The organism is Brevundimonas sp. UBA6550 (assembly GCF_002434505.1).
Taxonomy (GTDB): Bacteria; Pseudomonadota; Alphaproteobacteria; order Caulobacterales; family Caulobacteraceae; genus Brevundimonas.
Map to the genome: position 1 here is coordinate 741,296 of NZ_DJKE01000012.1, position 16,781 is coordinate 758,076.

A 16,781-nucleotide genomic window follows, 5' to 3' on the forward strand; every position below is an offset into this window, starting at 1 on the left:
GAACGGGTTCAGGCGTCGCCCGAGGCGTTCAGACGCTCGCGCAGTTCCTTGCCGCTCTTGAAGAAGGGCACGGCCTTGGCGGGCACCTCGACGGCCTCGCCGGTCCGGGGGTTGCGGCCCGCGCGGGCCGGCCGGGCGCGCACCGACAGGGCGCCGAAGCCGCGCAGCTCGACCCGCCCGCCATCGGACAGGGCCGTAGTCATGGTGTTGAGAATGGCGTTGACCAGCCGCTCCACCTCCGCATGGGTCAGGTGGGTGTTCTCCATGGCCAGCTTTTCGATCAGCTCGGACTTGATCATCGGCGTCCCCGGTCAGGTCGTGAGGACGGGCTGTCTCCCCGCCTCGATCCAGATGGGGCACCCTAACCCCCGACCGGCGTGCGAAAAAGCCCTTATCCGACAAGGATGCGGCGCAAGCGCTACAATTACGTCCGCTATCGAACACAAGCCTGCGCCGAACAGAAAAAAGGGCGGCGGGATCGCGCCCGCCGCCCTTCGTTCTTGTTTCGCTATCGCCAAGCGCCCGGCGCTCCGCTGCCTGAGCGAAGCGCCTGACGCTTTCGGACGAGCGCTTAGTCCTTGGTGCCGGCGTTCTTCAGCGCGGCGCCCAGGATGTCGCCCAGCGAAGCGCCCGAATCGGACGAGCCGAACTGTTCGATGGCTTCCTGTTCGTCCTTCATTTCCAGCGCCTTGATCGACACCGAGACGCGGCGCGAGGCCTTGTCCACGGCGGTGATCATGGCGTCCACGCGGTCGCCGACGGCGAAGCGTTCGGGACGTTGCTCGTTGCGGTCGCGCGACAGGTCCGACTTGCGCACGAAGGCCGTGACCGGCGCGTCGTCTTCACCGAACTTGACCTCGATGCCGCCCGACTCGATCGACGAGACGGTGACGGTGATCTGCTGGCCGCGGCGATAGGTGTCGCCCTCGCCGATCGGATCGCCGCCCAGCTGCTTGATGCCCAGCGAGACGCGTTCCTTCTCGACGTCGACGTCCAGGACCTTGGCCTTGACCATCTCGCCCTTGCGGTAACGCTGGATGGCTTCTTCACCCGACACCGACCAGTCCAGGTCGGACAGGTGCACCATGCCGTCGATGTCGTTGTCCAGGCCGATGAACAGGCCGAACTCGGTGGCGTTCTTGACTTCGCCCTCGACGGTCGAACCGATCGGGTGGTTGGCGACGAAGGCGTCCCACGGATTGTCCTGAGCCTGCTTCAGGCCCAGCGAGATGCGGCGCTTGGAGGCGTCGACATCCAGAACCACGACGTCGACTTCCTGCGAGGTCGAGACGATCTTGCCGGGGTGGACGTTCTTCTTGGTCCAGGACATTTCCGAGACGTGCACCAGGCCCTCGACACCGGCTTCCAGCTCCACGAAGGCGCCGTAGTCGGTGATGTTGGTGATGCGGCCCGTGTATTTGGCGCCGACCGGATATTTGGCTTCCACGCCGTCCCAGGGGTCCGACTGCAGCTGCTTCATGCCCAGCGAGATACGTTGGGTGTCCGGGTTGATCTTGACGATCTGGACCTTGACGGTGTCGCCGACGGCCAGAACCTGCGACGGATGCGAGACGCGCTTCCACGACATGTCGGTGACGTGCAGCAGGCCGTCGATGCCGCCCAGGTCGACGAACGCGCCGTAGTCGGTGATGTTCTTGACGACGCCTTCGCGGACTTCACCCTCTTGCAGCTGGCCGACCAGCTCGGTGCGCTGTTCGGCGCGGGCTTCTTCCAGGATGGCGCGACGCGAGACGACGATGTTGCCGCGCGGACGGTCCATCTTCAGGATGGCGAAGGGCTGTTCCTTGCCCATCAGCGGACCGACGTCGCGGACCGGACGGATGTCGACTTGGCTGCCCGGCAGGAAGGCCGAGGCGCCGCCCAGATCGACGGTGAAGCCGCCCTTGACGCGGCCGACGATGGCGCCGTTGACCGGCTGGCCTTCGGCGAACACGACTTCCAGACGGGTCCAGGCTTCTTCGCGGCGCGCCTTGTCGCGGCTGATGACGGCTTCGCCCAGGGCGTTCTCGACGCGCTCCAGGTAGACCTCGACGTTGTCGCCGACCTTGGGCAGCTTGCCGTCTTCGCCCTGGCCGAATTCGCGCATGGCGATGCGGCCTTCGGTCTTCAGACCGACGTCGATGATGACGATGTCTTTTTCGATGCCGACGACGCGGCCGTGAACGACCTGGCCTTCGCCGAAGTCGCGGCCCGACAGTTGTTCGTCGAGCAGCGCCGAGAAGTCGTCGCGCGTGGGGTTGAGAGTATCAGACATGAAGCTCTGGTGTTTCCGGTGGGGCTGTGGCGCGCGACAAAAAGGCCGTCCCGCGCGAGGTGAAACCCCTCACGCAGCCTAAGGGCCGCGCGCGAGGCGATGGGAATCGATGAAGTCAGGTCGTCGGGATGCGAGGCCGTTCAGAACGATCAAAACGCCCGCGGAAGCCGAGGATGGGAGCGTTGGATTTGCGAGAGACGATCAGAGATCGTGTTTCGCGCGCGCCGCCTCGACGATACGGCGGGCCGCATCGAAGGCGGCCTCTATACCCATGTCGGTCGTATCCAGCAAGACCGCGTCTTCGGCCTGCACCATCGGCGCCGATCCGCGCCCGGCGTCCCGGTCGTCGCGCCGCTGGATGTCGGCCAGCATGTCCTCGAACGAAATCTCGATCCCGCGCGCCGTCAGCTGTTTCCAGCGGCGGGTGGCGCGAACCTCGGGCGCGGCGGTGACGAACAGCTTGGCCTGGGCCTCCGGAGCGATCACCGTGCCGATGTCGCGCCCGTCCAGCACCGCCCCGCCGGCCTGGGCGGCGAACGCCTGCTGCAACTCCAGCAGGGCCGCGCGCACGCCGGCAAAGCCCGCCACGCGGCTGGCGGCCTCGCCCGCCTCGCCCGTGGTCAGTCGCGCGTCGTCCGACAGGTCCGCCGGATCCAGCCCCCGCGCGGCTTGCGTCGCCGCCGCTTCGTCGTCCAGCGACCCGCCGGCCTCCAGCACCTTCATCCCCACGGCCCGATACAGCAGCCCCGTGTCCAGATGCGGCAGGCCATAGGTCTGGGCCAGGCGCGCGGCGATGGTCCCCTTGCCAGAGGCGGCCGGTCCATCGACGGCGATGATCAGGGTCAAGCAGGTCTCCGCAGCGCAGGGCGCTTTACATTTCCATCCCGGATGCGCGGGAGGGCGAACCAGATAGCGAGGATCGTCGCAACGATCCAGCCGCCCGGCTCACGTCCAATCCCTCCAGCGCGCCAGGACCAGCACAGCGAACGCCGCGAGGGCCAGCCAGATGAAGGACGCCGCTGCATTCAGGACCAGGGTCGAATAGTAGAAGACATCGCCGTCCGCCCGCAGATGGACGACGCCCTGCTTGCCCCTGACCGCGCCCGTCGTTGCGCCCCGCCAGACGATCCAGCCCGTCCACGCGGCGCCGCCCAGGCAGGTCAGAAACGCCAGAACCGCAAGGCCGCGATGAAGGGCCTCGCGCAACCGCATCAGCCGATCCGGCCGCCCAGCCCGTTCATCATCTGGACGAAACCGGGGAAGCTGGTGGCGATCATTTCGGGGTCCAGCACCGACACCGGCTGTTCGGCGGCCAGACCCAGGACCAGATGGCTCATTGCGATGCGGTGATCGTGGGCGGTGGCGACGGTCGCCCCGCCGCGCACATCGCCGCCCGTGACCAGGAAGCCTTCCGGCTCTTCTTCCACCTGAACGCCGCAGGCGCGCAGGCCGTTGACCATCAGCGCGATCCGGTCGCTTTCCTTGACCCGCATCTCGCCGACGCCACGCATGACGGTGACGCCCTCGGCGAAGGCCGCCGTCGCCGCCAGGATCGGATATTCGTCGATCATCGAGGCCGCGCGCTCTTGCGGCACGACGACGCCCTTCAGCCGGGAATAGCGGGCGGTGATGTCGCCGACATCCTCGCCGCCCGCCTGACGCCGGTTCGCGATGGTCAGGTCGGCGCCCATCTCGATCCAGGTGTCGAACAGGCCGGTGCGCAGGGTGTTCAGCATCACGCCTTCGACCGTCACCTCCGACCCCGGCACGATCAGACCGGCGGCCAACGGGAAGGCGGCGGACGACGGATCGCCCGGCACCGCCACATGGGCGGCCTTCAGCGGTTGGCCGCCCTTCAGCGTGATCTTCCAGCCCTCGCCCCGCTCTTCGACCGTCACCTCGGCGCCGAAGGCGCGCAGCATCCGCTCGGTGTGGTCGCGGCTTTTTTCCGGTTCCGTAACGGTCGTGACGCCCTCGGCGTTCAGCCCCGCCAGCAGGATGGCCGACTTGATCTGGGCCGAGGCCACCGTCTGCACATAGTCGATGCCCGCCAGCGCGCCGCCGGTCAGGGCCACCGGCACCCGGTCCTCGGCCGCCAGCCAGTCGAACCGCGCGCCCATTTCGGCCAGGGGCCCCGTCACCCGCTTCATCGGCCGTTTGCGCAGGGAGGCGTCGCCGTCGAAGGTCGCCGTCAGCGGATAGCCCGCCGCCGCCCCCATCAGCAGGCGCACCCCCGTTCCGGCGTTGCCGCAGTCGATCACCGACAGCGGCGTCTTGAACCCGCCGGCCCCGACGATCCGCCATTCGCCCTCGCCGGTTCGCTCGACCTGGGCGCCGAACGCCTCGACCGCGCGGCCGGTGGCCAGAACGTCGTCGCCTTCCAGAAGCCCCTCCACCGTCGTGACGCCGACGGCCATTCCGCCGAAGATCATCGACCGGTGCGACATCGACTTGTCGCCGGGCGCACGGACCTGTCCCGCCAGGGCGGAGGAGCGACTTGCGGTCAGTTGGGAAGGCATATTCACCCGCTTCAGGCTGCATTGGCGAAAGGGCCGCGCGGGCGGCGCGAAAGACAGCTTTTGACAGCGGCCCTAAGGGGTGGCAAGGGACCGCCCCGAATTCAACCCGTTGAAAGCATCCAACCGTGGCCAATCCCGAACTGGGCGCCAAGCAGGTCTGCCCCAACTGCCAGGCGAAATTCTACGACCTGAACCGCCGCCCGGCCCACTGCCCCAAATGCGGCACGGACTTCGATCCTGAAGAGGCGATGAAGCTGCGCAGCCGCCGCGCCCGTCCCGGCTATCCGGCCGACGACGAGGATGCCGAAGATCAGGTCAAGGCCAAGCCGGCCGACGGCGACGACGAGGAAGAGGACGCCGAAACGTCCACGCCCGAAATCGACGAGGAAGGCCACGAGCCGATCCTGACGCCCGACGACGACGACGATTCCCCCGCCGACGCCTCGGAAGAGCCCGGCATGGGTTCGACGGACGGCGACGACGACGACCTGCTGGCCGACGACGATGACGACTCCGTCCCCTTCATCGAAGACGAGGACGACGACTCCATCGACGACGAAATCGCCAAGCCGTCGCGCGACGACGACTGATTTCGACACAGGACCCGGCGCGCCCTCGCTTTGTGGGGATAAGCGCGGATTGTTGTTGCACCCGCCGCATTTCCCGCTAGGGAAGTCGCGGCGGGACAGCAGTCTTTTCGAGCCGCTTCGGCTTGAAAAACCTGCATATTTTCACCTCCGGGAACGCGGTGAAAATAAATCTCGAAACGGGCTTGATCGCAGAAAAAGCCTGACATAGTTTCCGCCGCCTCGCCGGGGGCCATCGCAAGATGAACCGGGCGAACCAGACCGCAAGGTCCGGGGCTTTAGCTCAGTTGGTAGAGCGCTTGCATGGCATGCAAGAGGTCAGCGGTTCGACTCCGCTAAGCTCCACCATCAGTCTCCCTCTTTCCTCGGTTCGCTGGGAAAGAGGGAGACTGGCCATCCTCCCTCATATTTCGATCTTCGCGCCTGATCGTTCATCGTCCGACGGGAACCTCGGCCGATCCGTCGCGCTCCTCTGCTGCAATCCGTTTCAGCCAGGAGAACGACGATGAGCGAGATCAAGGAAGGCATGGAAGTCATCGGCGCCGACGGCGTCCATGTGGGCACGGTGGACCGCCTGGACGGCGACCGCATCAAGCTGACCCGGCGCGAGAACATCGGCGCCCACAGCGACCATCACCACTATATCGAAAAGGGCTTCGTCGCCGACGTGGAGGGCGACAAGGTGCGCCTGTCGGCCAACGCCGACGTCGCCGTCACCTTGGAAGAAGAGGAATCCGGCAAGCCGGTCGACCTCTGAGCCCGATCGGCGGCGGCGTTCAGAACAGCGCCGCCGCCAGATTGACCGTCAGCGCCAGGACCACGGCGTTGAAGAACCAGGCGATCAGACAATGCAGCGTCGCCAGCCCCCGCAGCTTGCGGCTTGAGATCTGAACGTCGGCCGTCTGGTTCGCCACGCCGATGATCAGGCTGAAGTGCAGGAAGTCCCAGTAGTCGGCGTCGTCCTCGCCCGGAAACATCAGCCCGCCCTGATCGCCCTTGCCCTTGTCCTTGGGCGAATAGAATTCGTGGGCGTAATGCAGGGCGAAGATGACGTGGACATACAGCCACGACAGCCCCACCGTCAGGATCGAAAAGGCCGCCTGGGCCAGCGACGGCTTGCCGCCGTGCATCAGGGCCAGCACCAGAACGACCAGGCTGGCGATCGCCGCCGTCAGGCTGAGCGGCAGCACCAGCGCGCCCGCTTGATCCAGTTCCGCCGCCCGTCGCCGAATGGCCGCCTGCGAGCTTGAGCGCAGGATGTGAACCAGGGTCAGGATCAGAAAGGCCGCCACCCCGGCGTCCCAACCCGCCGCGAGCCGCAACGCCAATCCGGCCGACGTCGGCGTCGCCAACGCCACGACCGCCAGCACCGCCAACCCCAGCCAGAGGGAGAAATGCAGACGGAACAGGCGCGCGATAAACCCCATGCCCCGAGATCGCCCATTTGCCGGTCGCCGTCCACTGGCAAACCCGACGGCGCAACCGAAACGTCGCAGTTGTCATACCCTAGCTGCGGGAGTATTGCGACGCATTCTTATAATCAAAAGCGATCCTCCCCCCGATGCGTGCTTCCCTGTTCGGCCTTCTGGCGTCCGCCTCCGTCGCGACGCTGCTCGGCGCCGCCCCCGCCCTGGCCAAACAGCAGGATGCGCCCACCACCCTGTCGGACATCGTGGTGACGGGATCCCAGGTGGACCTGCCCGCGGCCTATGCGGGCGGTCAGGTGGCGCGCGGCGGACGGGTCGGCCTGTTCGGCGCCCTGAACGCCATGGACACCCCCTTCTCCTCCACCAGCTTCACCGAAAAGCTGGCGCGCGATCAGCAGGCCCGCAGCGTCGGCGACGTGCTGCAGAACGATCCCGCCGTGCGGCTGACCAAGGGGTTCGGCAACTTCCAGGAGCTGTATGTGATCCGGGGCTTCCCGGTCTATTCCGACGACATGACCTATAACGGTCTCTACGGCGTGCTGCCGCGCCAGTATGTGGCGGCCGAACTGCTGGAGCGGGTGGAGGTGTTCCGCGGCGCCACCGCCTTTCTGAACGGCGCGGCGCCGGGCGGCAGCGGCGTGGGCGGCGCGGTCAACCTGGTGCCCAAGCGCGCGGGCGACGCGCCCCTGAACCGGCTGACGGCCGGCTGGGAAGGCGGCGATCAGATCTACGCCGCCGCCGACCTGTCGCGCCGCTTCGGCCCCGATGGCGACTGGGGTCTGCGCCTGAGCCTGGCCAGCCGCGCCGGCGAAGGCGGCGTCGAGGGCGAGAGCCGCGACATGAAGGTGGTCGGCCTGGGTCTGGACCATCGCGGCGACCGCGCGCGCTTCTCGGCCGACCTGGGCTGGCAGGACAACCGCATCGACGCGCCGCGTCCGCAGGTGACGCCGAACGGGGCCATTCCGCGCGCACCGGACGCCGACAAGAACTTCGCCCAGCCGTGGACCTATACGGACGAGACGCAGATGTTCGGGGCCGTGCGCGGCGAGTTCGACGTCACCGACGCCGTGACCGTCTGGGCCGCCGTGGGCGGTCGCGACGGCAAGGAGCGCAACAGCCTGGCCAATCCGCGCGCCAACGCCGATGGGGCGCTGACCGCCAACCGCTTCGACAACGGCCGTCGCGATCAGGTCTTCTCGGCCGACGTGGGCGTGCGCGCCGATTTCGACACCGGCCCGGTCCGCCACCGCCTGGTCGCCTCGGCCGCCCAGGTGCAGTCGCGCGAGAAGAACTCCTACGCCTTCTCCGACTTCGGCGGCTTCGCCAGCAACCTGTACGATCCGGTCTTCGTGCCCGCCCCCGCCCCGACCGCCCTGGCCGCCGGCTCCCTGACCGACCCGACCGTGGTGGGCCGGACCCGGACAAACAGCGTCGCCATCGCCGACATGGCGTCCTTCCTGGACGACCGGCTGATGATCACCCTGGGCGCCCGCTATCAGGAGATCGACACCCGGTCCTATGACTACAACACCACCGCGCGCACCGGCGGTTACGCCAGCGACGCGGTGACGCCGGTCTTCGCCGTGGTCTATCGCCCGATCGACCGGGTCTCGCTCTACGCCAACTATTCGGAGGCGCTGGTGCCCGGCAAGACGGCGCCTGGCGCGGTCAACGGCGCGCCCGTCGCCAACGCCGGCGAGGTTCTGGAGCCCTTCCGCGCCGAGCAGAACGAGATCGGGGTGAAGTACGACGCCGGGTCGTTCGGCGCCACGCTCAGCGCCTTCCGCACCACCCTGCCCAGCGAATATTTCGACACGGCGACCCGCACCTATTCCGCCGGCGGCGAGCAGGAGAACCGGGGCGTCGAACTGACCGTCTTCGGCGAGCCGCTGGAGGGCGTGCGGGTGATCGGCGGCGCGACCTGGCTGGACGCCGAGATCAAGCGCGCCCTGAACCCCGCTCTGGACGGCAAGTCGGCCATCGGCGTGCCGGACTTCCAGGCCAATCTGAACGTCGAATGGGACGTGCGCGCCATCGACGGCCTGACGCTGGAGGGCCGGGTCGTGCACACCGGCGCCCAGCCGGCCAGCGCGGACAACGCCGTCGAACTGGACAGCTGGACCCGATACGACGCCGGCGTCCGCTACGCCTTCGAGGCGGGCGGCAAGCCGCTGACGCTGCGGGCGCGGGTCGAGAACCTGGCGGACAAGAACCAGTGGGTCGCCGTCGGCGGCTATCCGGGATCCAACTATCTGACGCTGGGCGCGCCGCGCACCCTGCGCCTGTCGGTCTCGGCCGAGTTCTGAGCCCGCTCAATCGCGACGCGATGACGCCCCCGGACGGAGCCAGACCCTGGTTCCGCCCGGAGGCCAGCCGTTCTAGAGGCGACCGATGAAAGCCCGAACCATCCGCGCCTGGTCCTGGGTCCACAAATGGTCGAGCCTGGTCTCGACGGTGTTCCTTTTGATGCTGTGCGTCACCGGCCTGCCGCTGGTGTTCACCCACGAGTTGGACGAGGTGCTGCTGCACGAACCCTGGCAGCCCCAGAACCCGGACGGGCCGCTTCTGAACCTGGACCAGGTGTTGAGCGCGGCCCTGGCCCTGCATCCGGGCGAGGTTCCGGCCTTCATGAGCTTCGACGAGGATCGGCCGGTGGTGAACGTCACCAGCCGCGCGCCCGACGCCCCGGCCGGCCAATACAGCTTCGAACCCATCGACCAGACCAGCGGCGAGGTCGCCCCCCTGGTCGCCGGCCATCCGGTGATGGAGTTTCTGTTGCAGCTTCATACCGACATGTTCCTGGGCCTGCCGGGAATGCTGTTCCTGGGGGCCATGGGGCTGATGCTGGTCGCGGCCCTGGTGTCGGGGGTGGTGTTGTATGCGCCCTTCATGCGCCGCCTGCCGTTCGGCACGGTGCGGGCGTCCAGGGCGGCGCGAACCCGCTGGCTGGACTATCACAACCTCTTGGGCGTCGTGACCCTGGGCTGGGTTCTGGTGGTGGGGGCGACCGGGGTGGTCAACACCCTGGCCACGCCCATCATCGCCTTTTGGAAGGACACGGCGCTGAAGGAGCTGACCGTCGCCTATGACGCGCCGGCGCCGGCCGGCCAGCGCGCCTCGCTGGATGCGGCGGTCAAGCGCGCCCAGGCCGCCCTGCCCGGCATGACGCTGCAGTTCGTGGCCTTTCCGGGATCGACCTATTCGACCGACCATCATTATGCGGTCTTCTTCCACGGCGACACGCCGCTGACCAAGCACATGACCACGCCTGCCCTGATCGACGCGCGCACGGGCCAGTTGGCGGCCGTGGCGCCCATGCCCTGGTATGTGAAGACCCTGTCCCTGTCCCAGCCGCTGCACTTCGGCGACTATGGTGGGCTGGGGCTGAAAATCGTCTGGGCGCTGCTGGACATCGCCACCATCGTCATCCTGATCTCGGGCCTCTACCTGTGGCTGGCCAAGCGCAGGAAGCCGGCATGAGCCGCAAGGAGCTCAGCCTGCGCGCCATCTTCGGCGCGCCCGTCATCCTGTTCGTCCTGACCCTGACCGGCCTGATCGGCGCCCTGTTGGAAGACGGCCTGTGGGACCACCTCGGCGCCGCCCTGCTGACCGCCTGGCTGATCGTCCTGGCCTGGGCGCTGATCCGGCGGCGTCGATAAGGACGGGCGCCCTCGGCCCGCGGACAACGCCACTGAAAGACCCGCGCAGCCGGAACCGGCTTCGCGATCGTGGCGGCTGCCTAATGATGTCGGGAAGGAAATGGTGGACGCGACAGGGATTGAACCTGTGACCCCCTCGATGTCAACGAGGTGCTCTCCCGCTGAGCTACGCATCCGCCGTAGGGCTCCGAAAAAGCGGTTCGGAGCGGGAAGAGCGGTCGTATAGCGGCGCGGCCTGTCGGCATCAAGCCGATTTCACGGCAAGAAAGAGATTTCTCGAAAAACGTCGTCGGATCAAGGCGTCAGGCGGCGACCATGCGCTCGACCTCGTTGACCAGGTCGCGCAGGTGGACGGGCTTGGACAGGACTTTGGCGTCCGGCGTGGCCTGGGCGGCGGTCAGGGCGACGGCGGCGAAGCCGGTGATGAACATGATGCGCAGGCCCGGCTGTCGGGCGGCGGCGATGCGGGCCACCTCGATCCCGTCGGCGCCCGGCATGACGATGTCGGTCAAAAGCAGGTCGTAGGGGCCGTGTTCCAGGGCGTCGATGGCGTCGTCGCCGTTCTCGCAATCGATCACCTGATGGCCCGCCCGCTCCAGCGCCCGGGTCAGGAAGCCGCGCAGGGAGCCGTCGTCTTCGGCCAGGAGGATACGCGCCATGGAGAAACACCCTTGAAACTGGCGGCCAGCCTAGGGCCGCAACGGTAAACCGCCCATGAAATTCAACGATCAGCCGACTTCCTTCCACAGCGAAACCCGCTATGCCGGGGCATGACCGACGCCGGCGACAGCTTCTGGATCACCCCGGCGTCGCCGACGGCCGAGGCCACGCCCCTGGTGTTCGCCTCGCCCCATTCGGGCGACCGTTATCCCGACGACATGGACGCGGCGCCGGGCCTGAGCCCCGCCAGCCTGAGAAGCGCCGAGGACGCCCTGGTCGGCCGGCTGATCGCCGAGGGGCCGCGTTCGGGCGCGCCGCTGATCGAGGGGCGGATCGGCCGGGCCTATGTGGATCTGAACCGCGATCCGGGCGAGCTGGATCCCGCCCTGATCGAAGATCTGGACGGGCCGGTCGGGGCCAAGACGGCGGCGGGCTATGGCGTTCTGCCGCGCCTGGCCGGCGACGGGACGCCGCTCTACGCCCGCCGCATGACGCTGGAGGAGGCCGAGACGCGGATCGCGACGGTCCACCGGCCCTATCACCAGGCGCTGGGCGAGCTGATGCAGGCCACGCGGGTGCGGCACGGGCGGGCGGTGCTGATCGACTGGCATTCCATGCCGGCGCGCGCGGTGGGGGCCGAGGTGGTGCTGGGCGACCGATATGGTTCCGCCTGCAGCGCGCGCCTGACCCGCCGCTTGCGCGACCTGTTCGAAGGTCTGGGGTGGCGGGTCTCGCTGAACCGCCCCTACGCCGGGGGATGGTCCACGCAATGCTGGGGCCGGCCGGACGAGGGCTATGAGGCCATCCAGATCGAGATCAGCCGGGGCCTTTATCTGGACGAGGCGACCCTGGCGCCCAGCGCCGGCTGTAGCCGCACGCAAAAGGCGTTGGGCCGGGTCATCGCCGCCCTGTGCGCGGAACGCTGAGCTGACTGATCGCTGATCAGATCAAAAAAAAGCCGCACCCGAGGGTGCGGCATATAAGTCTATAGGGAGGAAACGCCCAGGAAGGGCAAGACGTCCGGAGACGTCGAAGAACAATCTAGGTTGCGATGCACAATGGGTCAAGACCCCAGCAGTCACGCCGTGTTACGAAATTCCAACGTTCCGACTACGTCATAGACCAAAGTCGAACAGGCCGCCGATTTCGCAGGTGCGAAGACGCAAGGTTCAATGTTCCAGCAGGCGACGCGCATTGCGGATGGCGCGGGCGGCCGGCGACGCCTCCTGGCGATAGATCAGCAGGCCGAACGACGACGCCACCCCCAGCGCCAGCCATAAGGGGCCGAACAGCCAGGCGGCGGCCGCCAGGGCGAAATAATAGCCCCGCACCCCCTGGCTGAACGAACTGAGCGCCGGGTTCAGCAACTGGCCCGCCGCCTCGCCGAACGCCTTGCGGTCGGTGTTGGAATGCAGCTCCGGCGCCGATCCGATCAGGGCCAAGGCATAGTTCATCTGACGCAGGGCCCAGATGAAATCCAGAAAACCGCGCGCCAGGCAGATCAGCACCAGGGCCAGCTTGGCCTCCAGGATGCGGGTCGGCACATTCTCGGCCCCCACCGCCGCGAACCCCTTCAGGGCGCTCTCGCCGCCGAACAATATGCCCGCCACCGCCGCGATCAGCAGCAGATTGGTCGAGGCGAAGAAGGAGGCCGAGTTGATCGAATGGCCCATCAGCTGGCTGTCGATCAGCTTCATCTCCCGGTGCGTCATGGACCGCATCCACATGGCGCGCACATGGGTCATGTCGTCGTTCAGCGACCCGCCCTTCTTGCCGATGAAGGACAGGATGGGCCCATAGCCCAGCCAGCAGATGAAGAAGAGGGCCAGCGCCGCCCAGTCAATCCAGCTCATGACGTCATGATGTCCGCGATCCGCCGGGCCTAGGCAAGCCTGTTCGCCACAGGTCGCGCTTGCCGTCCGCGCCCGCGCGGCCTATCACCCTTCGCCTTTCAGAATTTCGCAGTCGCAGCAAAGACCCGCCATGAACCTGGACGCCATCCCCGTCGGTCCGAACGCCCCCTGGGACATCAACGTCGTCATCGAAATCCCTCAAGGGGGCCTGCCGGTGAAATACGAGATGGACAAGGAATCGGGGGCCCTGTTCGTCGACCGCTTCCTGCACACGGCCATGTACTATCCGGGCAACTACGGCTTCATTCCGCACACCCTGTCGGACGACGGCGACCCGTGCGACGTGATCGTGCTGAACCCCACGCCGGTCGTGCCGGGCTGCGTGATCCGCTCGCGCCCCATCGGCGTTCTGATGATGGTGGACGAGGCCGGCGGCGACGAGAAGATCCTGGCCGTGCCGGTCGACAAGCTGAACCCCTATTACACCGAGATCGCCAGCTATCGTCAGCTGCCGGCCATCCTGATCGAGCAGATCGAGCACTTCTTCACCCGCTACAAGGATCTGGAGAAGGGCAAGTCGGTCACGGTCAAGGGCTGGGGCGACGCAGGCGAAGCCGCCGCCCTGATCGAGGCCGGGATGAAGGCCCATCAGGACAAGCTGGCCAAGAAGGCCGCCAACGCCGCCTGATCCAGGCGACATCGGCAGACGTTTCGAAGGCGTCCTCCTGATCCGGGGGACGCCTTTCTGCTGGGCGTCAGCCGTCCCGTTCGCTTCGCAGCAGGGCGTACTGATAGGTGTTGACGTAGATCGGCTGGCCCGCGGCGTCGTTCACGAACGAGATGAAGTCGCGGAACAGCCCCTCGCGCCGCATCCCCAGCCGCTCGCAGACCCGCTGGGACGCCAGATTGTCGTCCTCGACATAGGCGTAGAGACGGCGCGCCGCCCGGTCGGCGAATAGATGATCGACCAGGGCCTTCGCCGCCTCTGAGGCATAGCCGTTGCCGGCGACGTCGCCGTTGAAGTTCCAGCCGATGGACCAAGTGTCCGGCTCCTCGAAATGGGCGAAGACGTCGCCGATCACCCGCCCGTCGGCCTTGGACTGGACGGCGATATAGTCCCCGGCTGCACCGCGCTTGACCGCCTCGGCCTCGGCGGCCGCCAGGTTCGCCAGCCGCATCGACGCAAAACAGTCGGCGCGGGGCTGGCGCAGATAGGCGAACAGGTCGGCGGCGTCGCCCGCCTGAAAGTCCCTCAGGATCAGACGATCCGTCTCAATCGATGTCATCCGTCGTCTCCGGTTCGGTCGGCGCCGTCCTAACGCAGGAATGCGACCGGCATGACGCGACATGACGCCCCTGTTTCGCCCGAGGATTACAGCGATTTCATTTGAGACCAGGCGGCGCTTGGGTCCCCATGCCGGTCCTTGGAGGGGGAGACCATCATGCGCCACGTCCTGTTCGCCGCCTGCGCGGCGCTCGCCGTCCTGTCGTCCGCGCCCGTGCTGGCCCAGTCGCCCGCCCCGGCGCGGCGGGTCCAGGTCGTCGACGGCGACATCGCCCGGTTCTGGGCCGCCTATGACGCCGTGCGCGCCGAGAGCGATCCGGCCCGCCAGCGCGACCTGTTCCAACGGCTCTACATCGACCAGGGCACGCCGGGCCTTGGCGCCTTCATGCAGGCCAAGGGCTATACGATAGACACCTTCCTCGACGCGATCCGGGCCTATCCGGCCTATTGGGACACGGTGCGTCCGCGCACGGCCCTGGCGGGTCAGGCGCTGGAGAAGCTGGAGATCCATCTGGCGCGACTGCGCGAACTCTATCCCGACCTGCGCCCCGCCGGCGTCTATTTCGAGGTCGGCGCCCTGCGTTCGGCCGGCACGACGCTGGACGACAAGGTGCTGATCGGGGTGGAGATGGCCACAGGCGACGCCAGCGTGGACCTGTCGCAGATGCCGCCCAATCTGAAACGCTTCTTCACCACCTATTTCGCCAGCGATCCGCTGGAGAACCTTGACCTGCTGGCTGCGCACGAGGTGGTCCACACCCAGCAACGGGGCGAGCGCCAGACCCTGCTGGCCCAGGTGGTCTATGAAGGCGTCGCCGATTTCGTGGCCGAAAAGGCCACCGGCCGGATGCCGAAACTGCCCTATGTGACCTACGGCCCGGCCAACGATGCGGCGATCAAGGCGGCCTTCCGCGCCGACATGAACGGCGCGGACTTCGGCGGCTGGCTGTACAATGGGGTGAACAACCCGTTCGGCACGGCCGACCTGGGCTATTACGTCGGCTATGTCATCGCCAGCCGCTACTACGACCGCGCGCCGGACAAGGCGGCCGCGATCAAGGCGATGCTGGAGCTGGACTATGCCGATCAGGCGGCGGTGCAGGCCTTCGTGGACGCCTCGGGCTATCTGGAAGAGGGCGCCGGATCGGGGATTTGACGCGCCGCGACGCCCTGCCCTCTCCCGCAACGGTTCGCGCGCTCCTATCTGGTCGGCATGACTGAACTGACCCCCCGCGAGATCGTCTCGGAACTGGATCGCTACATCGTCGGCCAGAACGACGCCAAGCGCGCCGTCGCCGTCGCCCTGAGGAACCGCTGGCGCAGGAAGCGCGTGCCGACGGACCTGCGCGACGAGGTGACGCCCAAGAACATCCTCATGATCGGGCCGACCGGCGTGGGCAAGACCGAGATCGCGCGGCGCCTGGCCAAGCTGGCGGGTTCGCCCTTCCTGAAGGTCGAGGCGACCAAGTTCACCGAGGTCGGCTACGTCGGCCGCGACGTGGACCAGATCGTGCGCGACCTGGTCGAGAGCGCCCTGGTCATGGTGCGCGACCGCAAGCGCGGCGACGTGCGGGCCAAGGCCGAGGCCGCCGCGGAGGACCGCATCCTGGACGCCTTGGTGGGCGCCGGCGCGGGCGCCGCGACCCGCGACAGTTTCAGAAAGAAGCTGCGCGCCGGCGAACTGGACGACAAGGAGATCGAGATCTCGCTCGCCGACAACGCCTCGCCGATCCAGGGGCTGGACATCCCCGGCGGCGGCAACGTCGGTTTGCTGAACCTGTCGGAGATGCTGGGCAAGATGGGCGGCGGGCGCACCAAGACCGTCAAGCTGACCGTGCGCGAAGCGACCACGCCCCTGATCGCCGAGGAGGGCGACAAGCTGCTGGACCAGGACAGCCTGACCAGCGAGGCCCTGTCGCTGGCCCAGAACGAGGGCATCGTCTTCCTGGACGAGATCGACAAGGTGGCCGCGCGCCAGGGCGCATCCGGCGCCGACGTGTCGCGTGAAGGGGTCCAGCGGGATCTGCTGCCCCTGATCGAGGGCACCACCGTCTCGACCAAGTACGGGCCGGTGAAGACCGACCACATCCTGTTCATCGCCTCGGGCGCCTTCCACGTCGCCAAGCCGTCGGACCTGCTGCCCGAGCTTCAGGGGCGCCTGCCGATCCGGGTCGAGCTGAAGGCCCTGACGCGCGATGACTTCAAGCGCATTCTGACCGAGCCGGAGGCCAATCTGATCCGTCAGAACCAGGCCCTGTTGGCCACCGAGGACGTCACCCTGGTCTTCACCGACGATGCGGTGGAGGCCATGGCCGATGCGGCGGTCGCGGCCAACAGCGCGGTCGAGAACATCGGCGCGCGCCGCCTTCAGACCGTGCTGGAGCGGGTGCTGGAGGAGACCAGCTTCAAGGCGTCGGACCTGTCGGGCCAGACCGTCACCTTCGACGCCCCGGCCGTGCGCGACCGCATGGACGCCCTGACCAAGGACGTGGACCTGAGCCGGTTCATTCTCTGAA

At 67.5% G+C, this 16,781-nt stretch carries 16 protein-coding genes, 2 tRNA genes and 3 pseudogenes; 11 read left to right on the forward strand and 10 right to left on the reverse strand.

Annotated features, from left to right (window positions below; translation table 11 throughout):
* Nucleotides 1-8 precede the first annotated feature (8 nt).
* The 5 genes from B3Z70_RS16915 to aroA all read right to left on the reverse strand — a co-directional run bounded on the left by B3Z70_RS16915 (nucleotide 9) and on the right by aroA (nucleotide 4,794).
* Complete coding sequence (locus B3Z70_RS16915) at nucleotides 9-299, reverse strand: integration host factor subunit beta (RefSeq protein WP_291540503.1); 291 nt, start codon at nucleotides 297-299, stop codon at nucleotides 9-11.
* 272 nt (nucleotides 300-571) lie between these two features.
* Nucleotides 572-2,275: a 30S ribosomal protein S1 gene (rpsA, locus tag B3Z70_RS16920; protein ID WP_292020517.1), complete on the reverse strand. Its 1,704-nt coding sequence runs from the start codon at nucleotides 2,273-2,275 to the stop codon at nucleotides 572-574.
* Nucleotides 2,276-2,476: 201 nt separating this feature from the next.
* Nucleotides 2,477-3,121 (reverse strand): (d)CMP kinase, encoded by a 645-nt coding sequence (gene cmk, locus B3Z70_RS16925; protein WP_292045938.1) that lies wholly within the window; start codon nucleotides 3,119-3,121, stop codon nucleotides 2,477-2,479.
* A 99-nt stretch (nucleotides 3,122-3,220) separates the two neighbouring features.
* Nucleotides 3,221-3,487, reverse strand: a complete 267-nt coding sequence (locus B3Z70_RS16930) for a hypothetical protein (RefSeq protein WP_292022128.1) — start codon at nucleotides 3,485-3,487, stop codon at nucleotides 3,221-3,223.
* The gene (gene aroA, locus B3Z70_RS16935) at nucleotides 3,487-4,794 is read right to left on the reverse strand and encodes a 3-phosphoshikimate 1-carboxyvinyltransferase (RefSeq protein ID WP_292022130.1); all 1,308 of its coding nucleotides are present in this window, start codon (nucleotides 4,792-4,794) and stop codon (nucleotides 3,487-3,489) included. Before aroA ends, B3Z70_RS16930 begins: the two co-directional genes overlap by 1 nt.
* Before the next feature lie 125 nt (nucleotides 4,795-4,919).
* Between aroA and B3Z70_RS16940 the strand changes: the two genes are divergently transcribed.
* The 3 genes from B3Z70_RS16940 (at nucleotide 4,920) to B3Z70_RS16950 (ending at nucleotide 6,138) form a co-directional block, all read left to right on the forward strand.
* Nucleotides 4,920-5,384 carry a TIGR02300 family protein gene (locus B3Z70_RS16940; RefSeq protein ID WP_292022132.1) on the forward strand — a complete coding sequence of 155 codons (465 nt, stop codon included), beginning with the start codon at nucleotides 4,920-4,922 and terminating at the stop codon, nucleotides 5,382-5,384.
* A gap of 269 nt (nucleotides 5,385-5,653) precedes the next feature.
* Nucleotides 5,654-5,729, forward strand: a tRNA-Ala gene (locus B3Z70_RS16945).
* Between the two features lie 157 nt (nucleotides 5,730-5,886).
* Nucleotides 5,887-6,138 (forward strand): DUF2171 domain-containing protein, encoded by a 252-nt coding sequence (locus B3Z70_RS16950; RefSeq protein WP_292022134.1) that lies wholly within the window; start codon nucleotides 5,887-5,889, stop codon nucleotides 6,136-6,138.
* Between the two features lie 19 nt (nucleotides 6,139-6,157).
* Here the strand turns inward: B3Z70_RS16950 and B3Z70_RS16955 are convergent, their stop codons facing one another.
* Nucleotides 6,158-6,808 (reverse strand): DUF1345 domain-containing protein, encoded by a 651-nt coding sequence (locus tag B3Z70_RS16955; protein ID WP_292022136.1) that lies wholly within the window; start codon nucleotides 6,806-6,808, stop codon nucleotides 6,158-6,160.
* 341 nt (nucleotides 6,809-7,149) lie between these two features.
* Here B3Z70_RS16955 and B3Z70_RS16960 point away from each other — a divergent pair.
* The 4 genes and pseudogenes from B3Z70_RS16960 to B3Z70_RS16970 form a co-directional block, all read left to right on the forward strand.
* Nucleotides 7,150-9,051, forward strand: a pseudogene (locus tag B3Z70_RS16960) (TonB-dependent receptor); the annotation flags it as partial.
* A pseudogene (locus B3Z70_RS17275) lies at nucleotides 9,024-9,099 on the forward strand (hypothetical protein); the annotation flags it as partial. The pseudogenes B3Z70_RS16960 and B3Z70_RS17275, both read left to right, overlap by 28 nt.
* Before the next feature lie 97 nt (nucleotides 9,100-9,196).
* Nucleotides 9,197-10,288 (forward strand): annotated as a pseudogene (locus tag B3Z70_RS16965) (PepSY-associated TM helix domain-containing protein); the annotation flags it as partial.
* Nucleotides 10,285-10,467 carry a hypothetical protein gene (locus B3Z70_RS16970; protein WP_292019472.1) on the forward strand — a complete coding sequence of 61 codons (183 nt, stop codon included), beginning with the start codon at nucleotides 10,285-10,287 and terminating at the stop codon, nucleotides 10,465-10,467. The pseudogene B3Z70_RS16965 and the gene B3Z70_RS16970, both read left to right, overlap by 4 nt.
* 101 nt (nucleotides 10,468-10,568) lie before the next feature.
* On the opposite strand, the gene B3Z70_RS16975 is transcribed toward B3Z70_RS16970, so the two are convergent.
* Nucleotides 10,569-10,643, reverse strand: a tRNA-Val gene (locus B3Z70_RS16975).
* 126 nt (nucleotides 10,644-10,769) lie between these two features.
* Complete coding sequence (gene cpdR, locus B3Z70_RS16980; RefSeq protein ID WP_292019475.1) at nucleotides 10,770-11,126, reverse strand: cell cycle two-component system response regulator CpdR; 357 nt, start codon at nucleotides 11,124-11,126, stop codon at nucleotides 10,770-10,772.
* A 111-nt stretch (nucleotides 11,127-11,237) separates the two neighbouring features.
* Here cpdR and B3Z70_RS16985 point away from each other — a divergent pair, with 111 nt between their 5' ends.
* Nucleotides 11,238-12,053: an N-formylglutamate amidohydrolase gene (locus B3Z70_RS16985; protein ID WP_292019477.1), complete on the forward strand. Its 816-nt coding sequence runs from the start codon at nucleotides 11,238-11,240 to the stop codon at nucleotides 12,051-12,053.
* 243 nt (nucleotides 12,054-12,296) lie between these two features.
* On the opposite strand, the gene B3Z70_RS16990 is transcribed toward B3Z70_RS16985, so the two are convergent.
* Complete coding sequence (locus B3Z70_RS16990) at nucleotides 12,297-12,980, reverse strand: DUF599 domain-containing protein (protein ID WP_292019479.1); 684 nt, start codon at nucleotides 12,978-12,980, stop codon at nucleotides 12,297-12,299.
* 130 nt (nucleotides 12,981-13,110) lie between these two features.
* Here B3Z70_RS16990 and ppa point away from each other — a divergent pair, with 130 nt between their 5' ends.
* Nucleotides 13,111-13,668: an inorganic diphosphatase gene (gene ppa / locus B3Z70_RS16995; protein ID WP_248121224.1), complete on the forward strand. Its 558-nt coding sequence runs from the start codon at nucleotides 13,111-13,113 to the stop codon at nucleotides 13,666-13,668.
* A 67-nt stretch (nucleotides 13,669-13,735) separates the two neighbouring features.
* Here ppa and B3Z70_RS17000 read toward each other — a convergent pair whose 3' ends face one another.
* The gene (locus B3Z70_RS17000; RefSeq protein ID WP_292019481.1) at nucleotides 13,736-14,266 is read right to left on the reverse strand and encodes a GNAT family N-acetyltransferase; all 531 of its coding nucleotides are present in this window, start codon (nucleotides 14,264-14,266) and stop codon (nucleotides 13,736-13,738) included.
* Between the two features lie 156 nt (nucleotides 14,267-14,422).
* Here B3Z70_RS17000 and B3Z70_RS17005 point away from each other — a divergent pair, with 156 nt between their 5' ends.
* Nucleotides 14,423-15,421 (forward strand): DUF2268 domain-containing putative Zn-dependent protease, encoded by a 999-nt coding sequence (locus B3Z70_RS17005; protein ID WP_292019483.1) that lies wholly within the window; start codon nucleotides 14,423-14,425, stop codon nucleotides 15,419-15,421.
* 57 nt (nucleotides 15,422-15,478) lie between these two features.
* A complete protein-coding gene (hslU, locus tag B3Z70_RS17010) occupies nucleotides 15,479-16,780 on the forward strand; it encodes an ATP-dependent protease ATPase subunit HslU (RefSeq protein WP_292019485.1) in 1,302 nt (433 codons plus the stop codon).
* Nucleotide 16,781: the final 1 nt, after the last annotated feature.

What these genes read in the sequence shown, in the direction of transcription:
- B3Z70_RS16915 (WP_291540503.1), bottom strand. Translation starts at nt 299, where the DNA reads ATGATCAAGTCCGAGCTGATCGAAAAGCTGGCCATGGAGAACACCCAC.
- rpsA (WP_292020517.1), bottom strand. Translation starts at nt 2,275, where the DNA reads ATGTCTGATACTCTCAACCCCACGCGCGACGACTTCTCGGCGCTGCTC.
- B3Z70_RS16930 (WP_292022128.1), bottom strand. Translation starts at nt 3,487, where the DNA reads ATGCGGTTGCGCGAGGCCCTTCATCGCGGCCTTGCGGTTCTGGCGTTT.
- aroA (WP_292022130.1), bottom strand. Translation starts at nt 4,794, where the DNA reads ATGCCTTCCCAACTGACCGCAAGTCGCTCCTCCGCCCTGGCGGGACAG.
- B3Z70_RS16950 (WP_292022134.1), top strand. Translation starts at nt 5,887, where the DNA reads ATGAGCGAGATCAAGGAAGGCATGGAAGTCATCGGCGCCGACGGCGTC.
- B3Z70_RS16955 (WP_292022136.1), bottom strand. Translation starts at nt 6,808, where the DNA reads ATGGGGTTTATCGCGCGCCTGTTCCGTCTGCATTTCTCCCTCTGGCTG.
- B3Z70_RS16970 (WP_292019472.1), top strand. Translation starts at nt 10,285, where the DNA reads ATGAGCCGCAAGGAGCTCAGCCTGCGCGCCATCTTCGGCGCGCCCGTC.
- cpdR (WP_292019475.1), bottom strand. Translation starts at nt 11,126, where the DNA reads ATGGCGCGTATCCTCCTGGCCGAAGACGACGGCTCCCTGCGCGGCTTC.
- B3Z70_RS16985 (WP_292019477.1), top strand. Translation starts at nt 11,238, where the DNA reads ATGACCGACGCCGGCGACAGCTTCTGGATCACCCCGGCGTCGCCGACG.
- B3Z70_RS16990 (WP_292019479.1), bottom strand. Translation starts at nt 12,980, where the DNA reads ATGAGCTGGATTGACTGGGCGGCGCTGGCCCTCTTCTTCATCTGCTGG.
- ppa (WP_248121224.1), top strand. Translation starts at nt 13,111, where the DNA reads ATGAACCTGGACGCCATCCCCGTCGGTCCGAACGCCCCCTGGGACATC.
- B3Z70_RS17000 (WP_292019481.1), bottom strand. Translation starts at nt 14,266, where the DNA reads ATGACATCGATTGAGACGGATCGTCTGATCCTGAGGGACTTTCAGGCG.
- B3Z70_RS17005 (WP_292019483.1), top strand. Translation starts at nt 14,423, where the DNA reads ATGCGCCACGTCCTGTTCGCCGCCTGCGCGGCGCTCGCCGTCCTGTCG.
- hslU (WP_292019485.1), top strand. Translation starts at nt 15,479, where the DNA reads ATGACTGAACTGACCCCCCGCGAGATCGTCTCGGAACTGGATCGCTAC.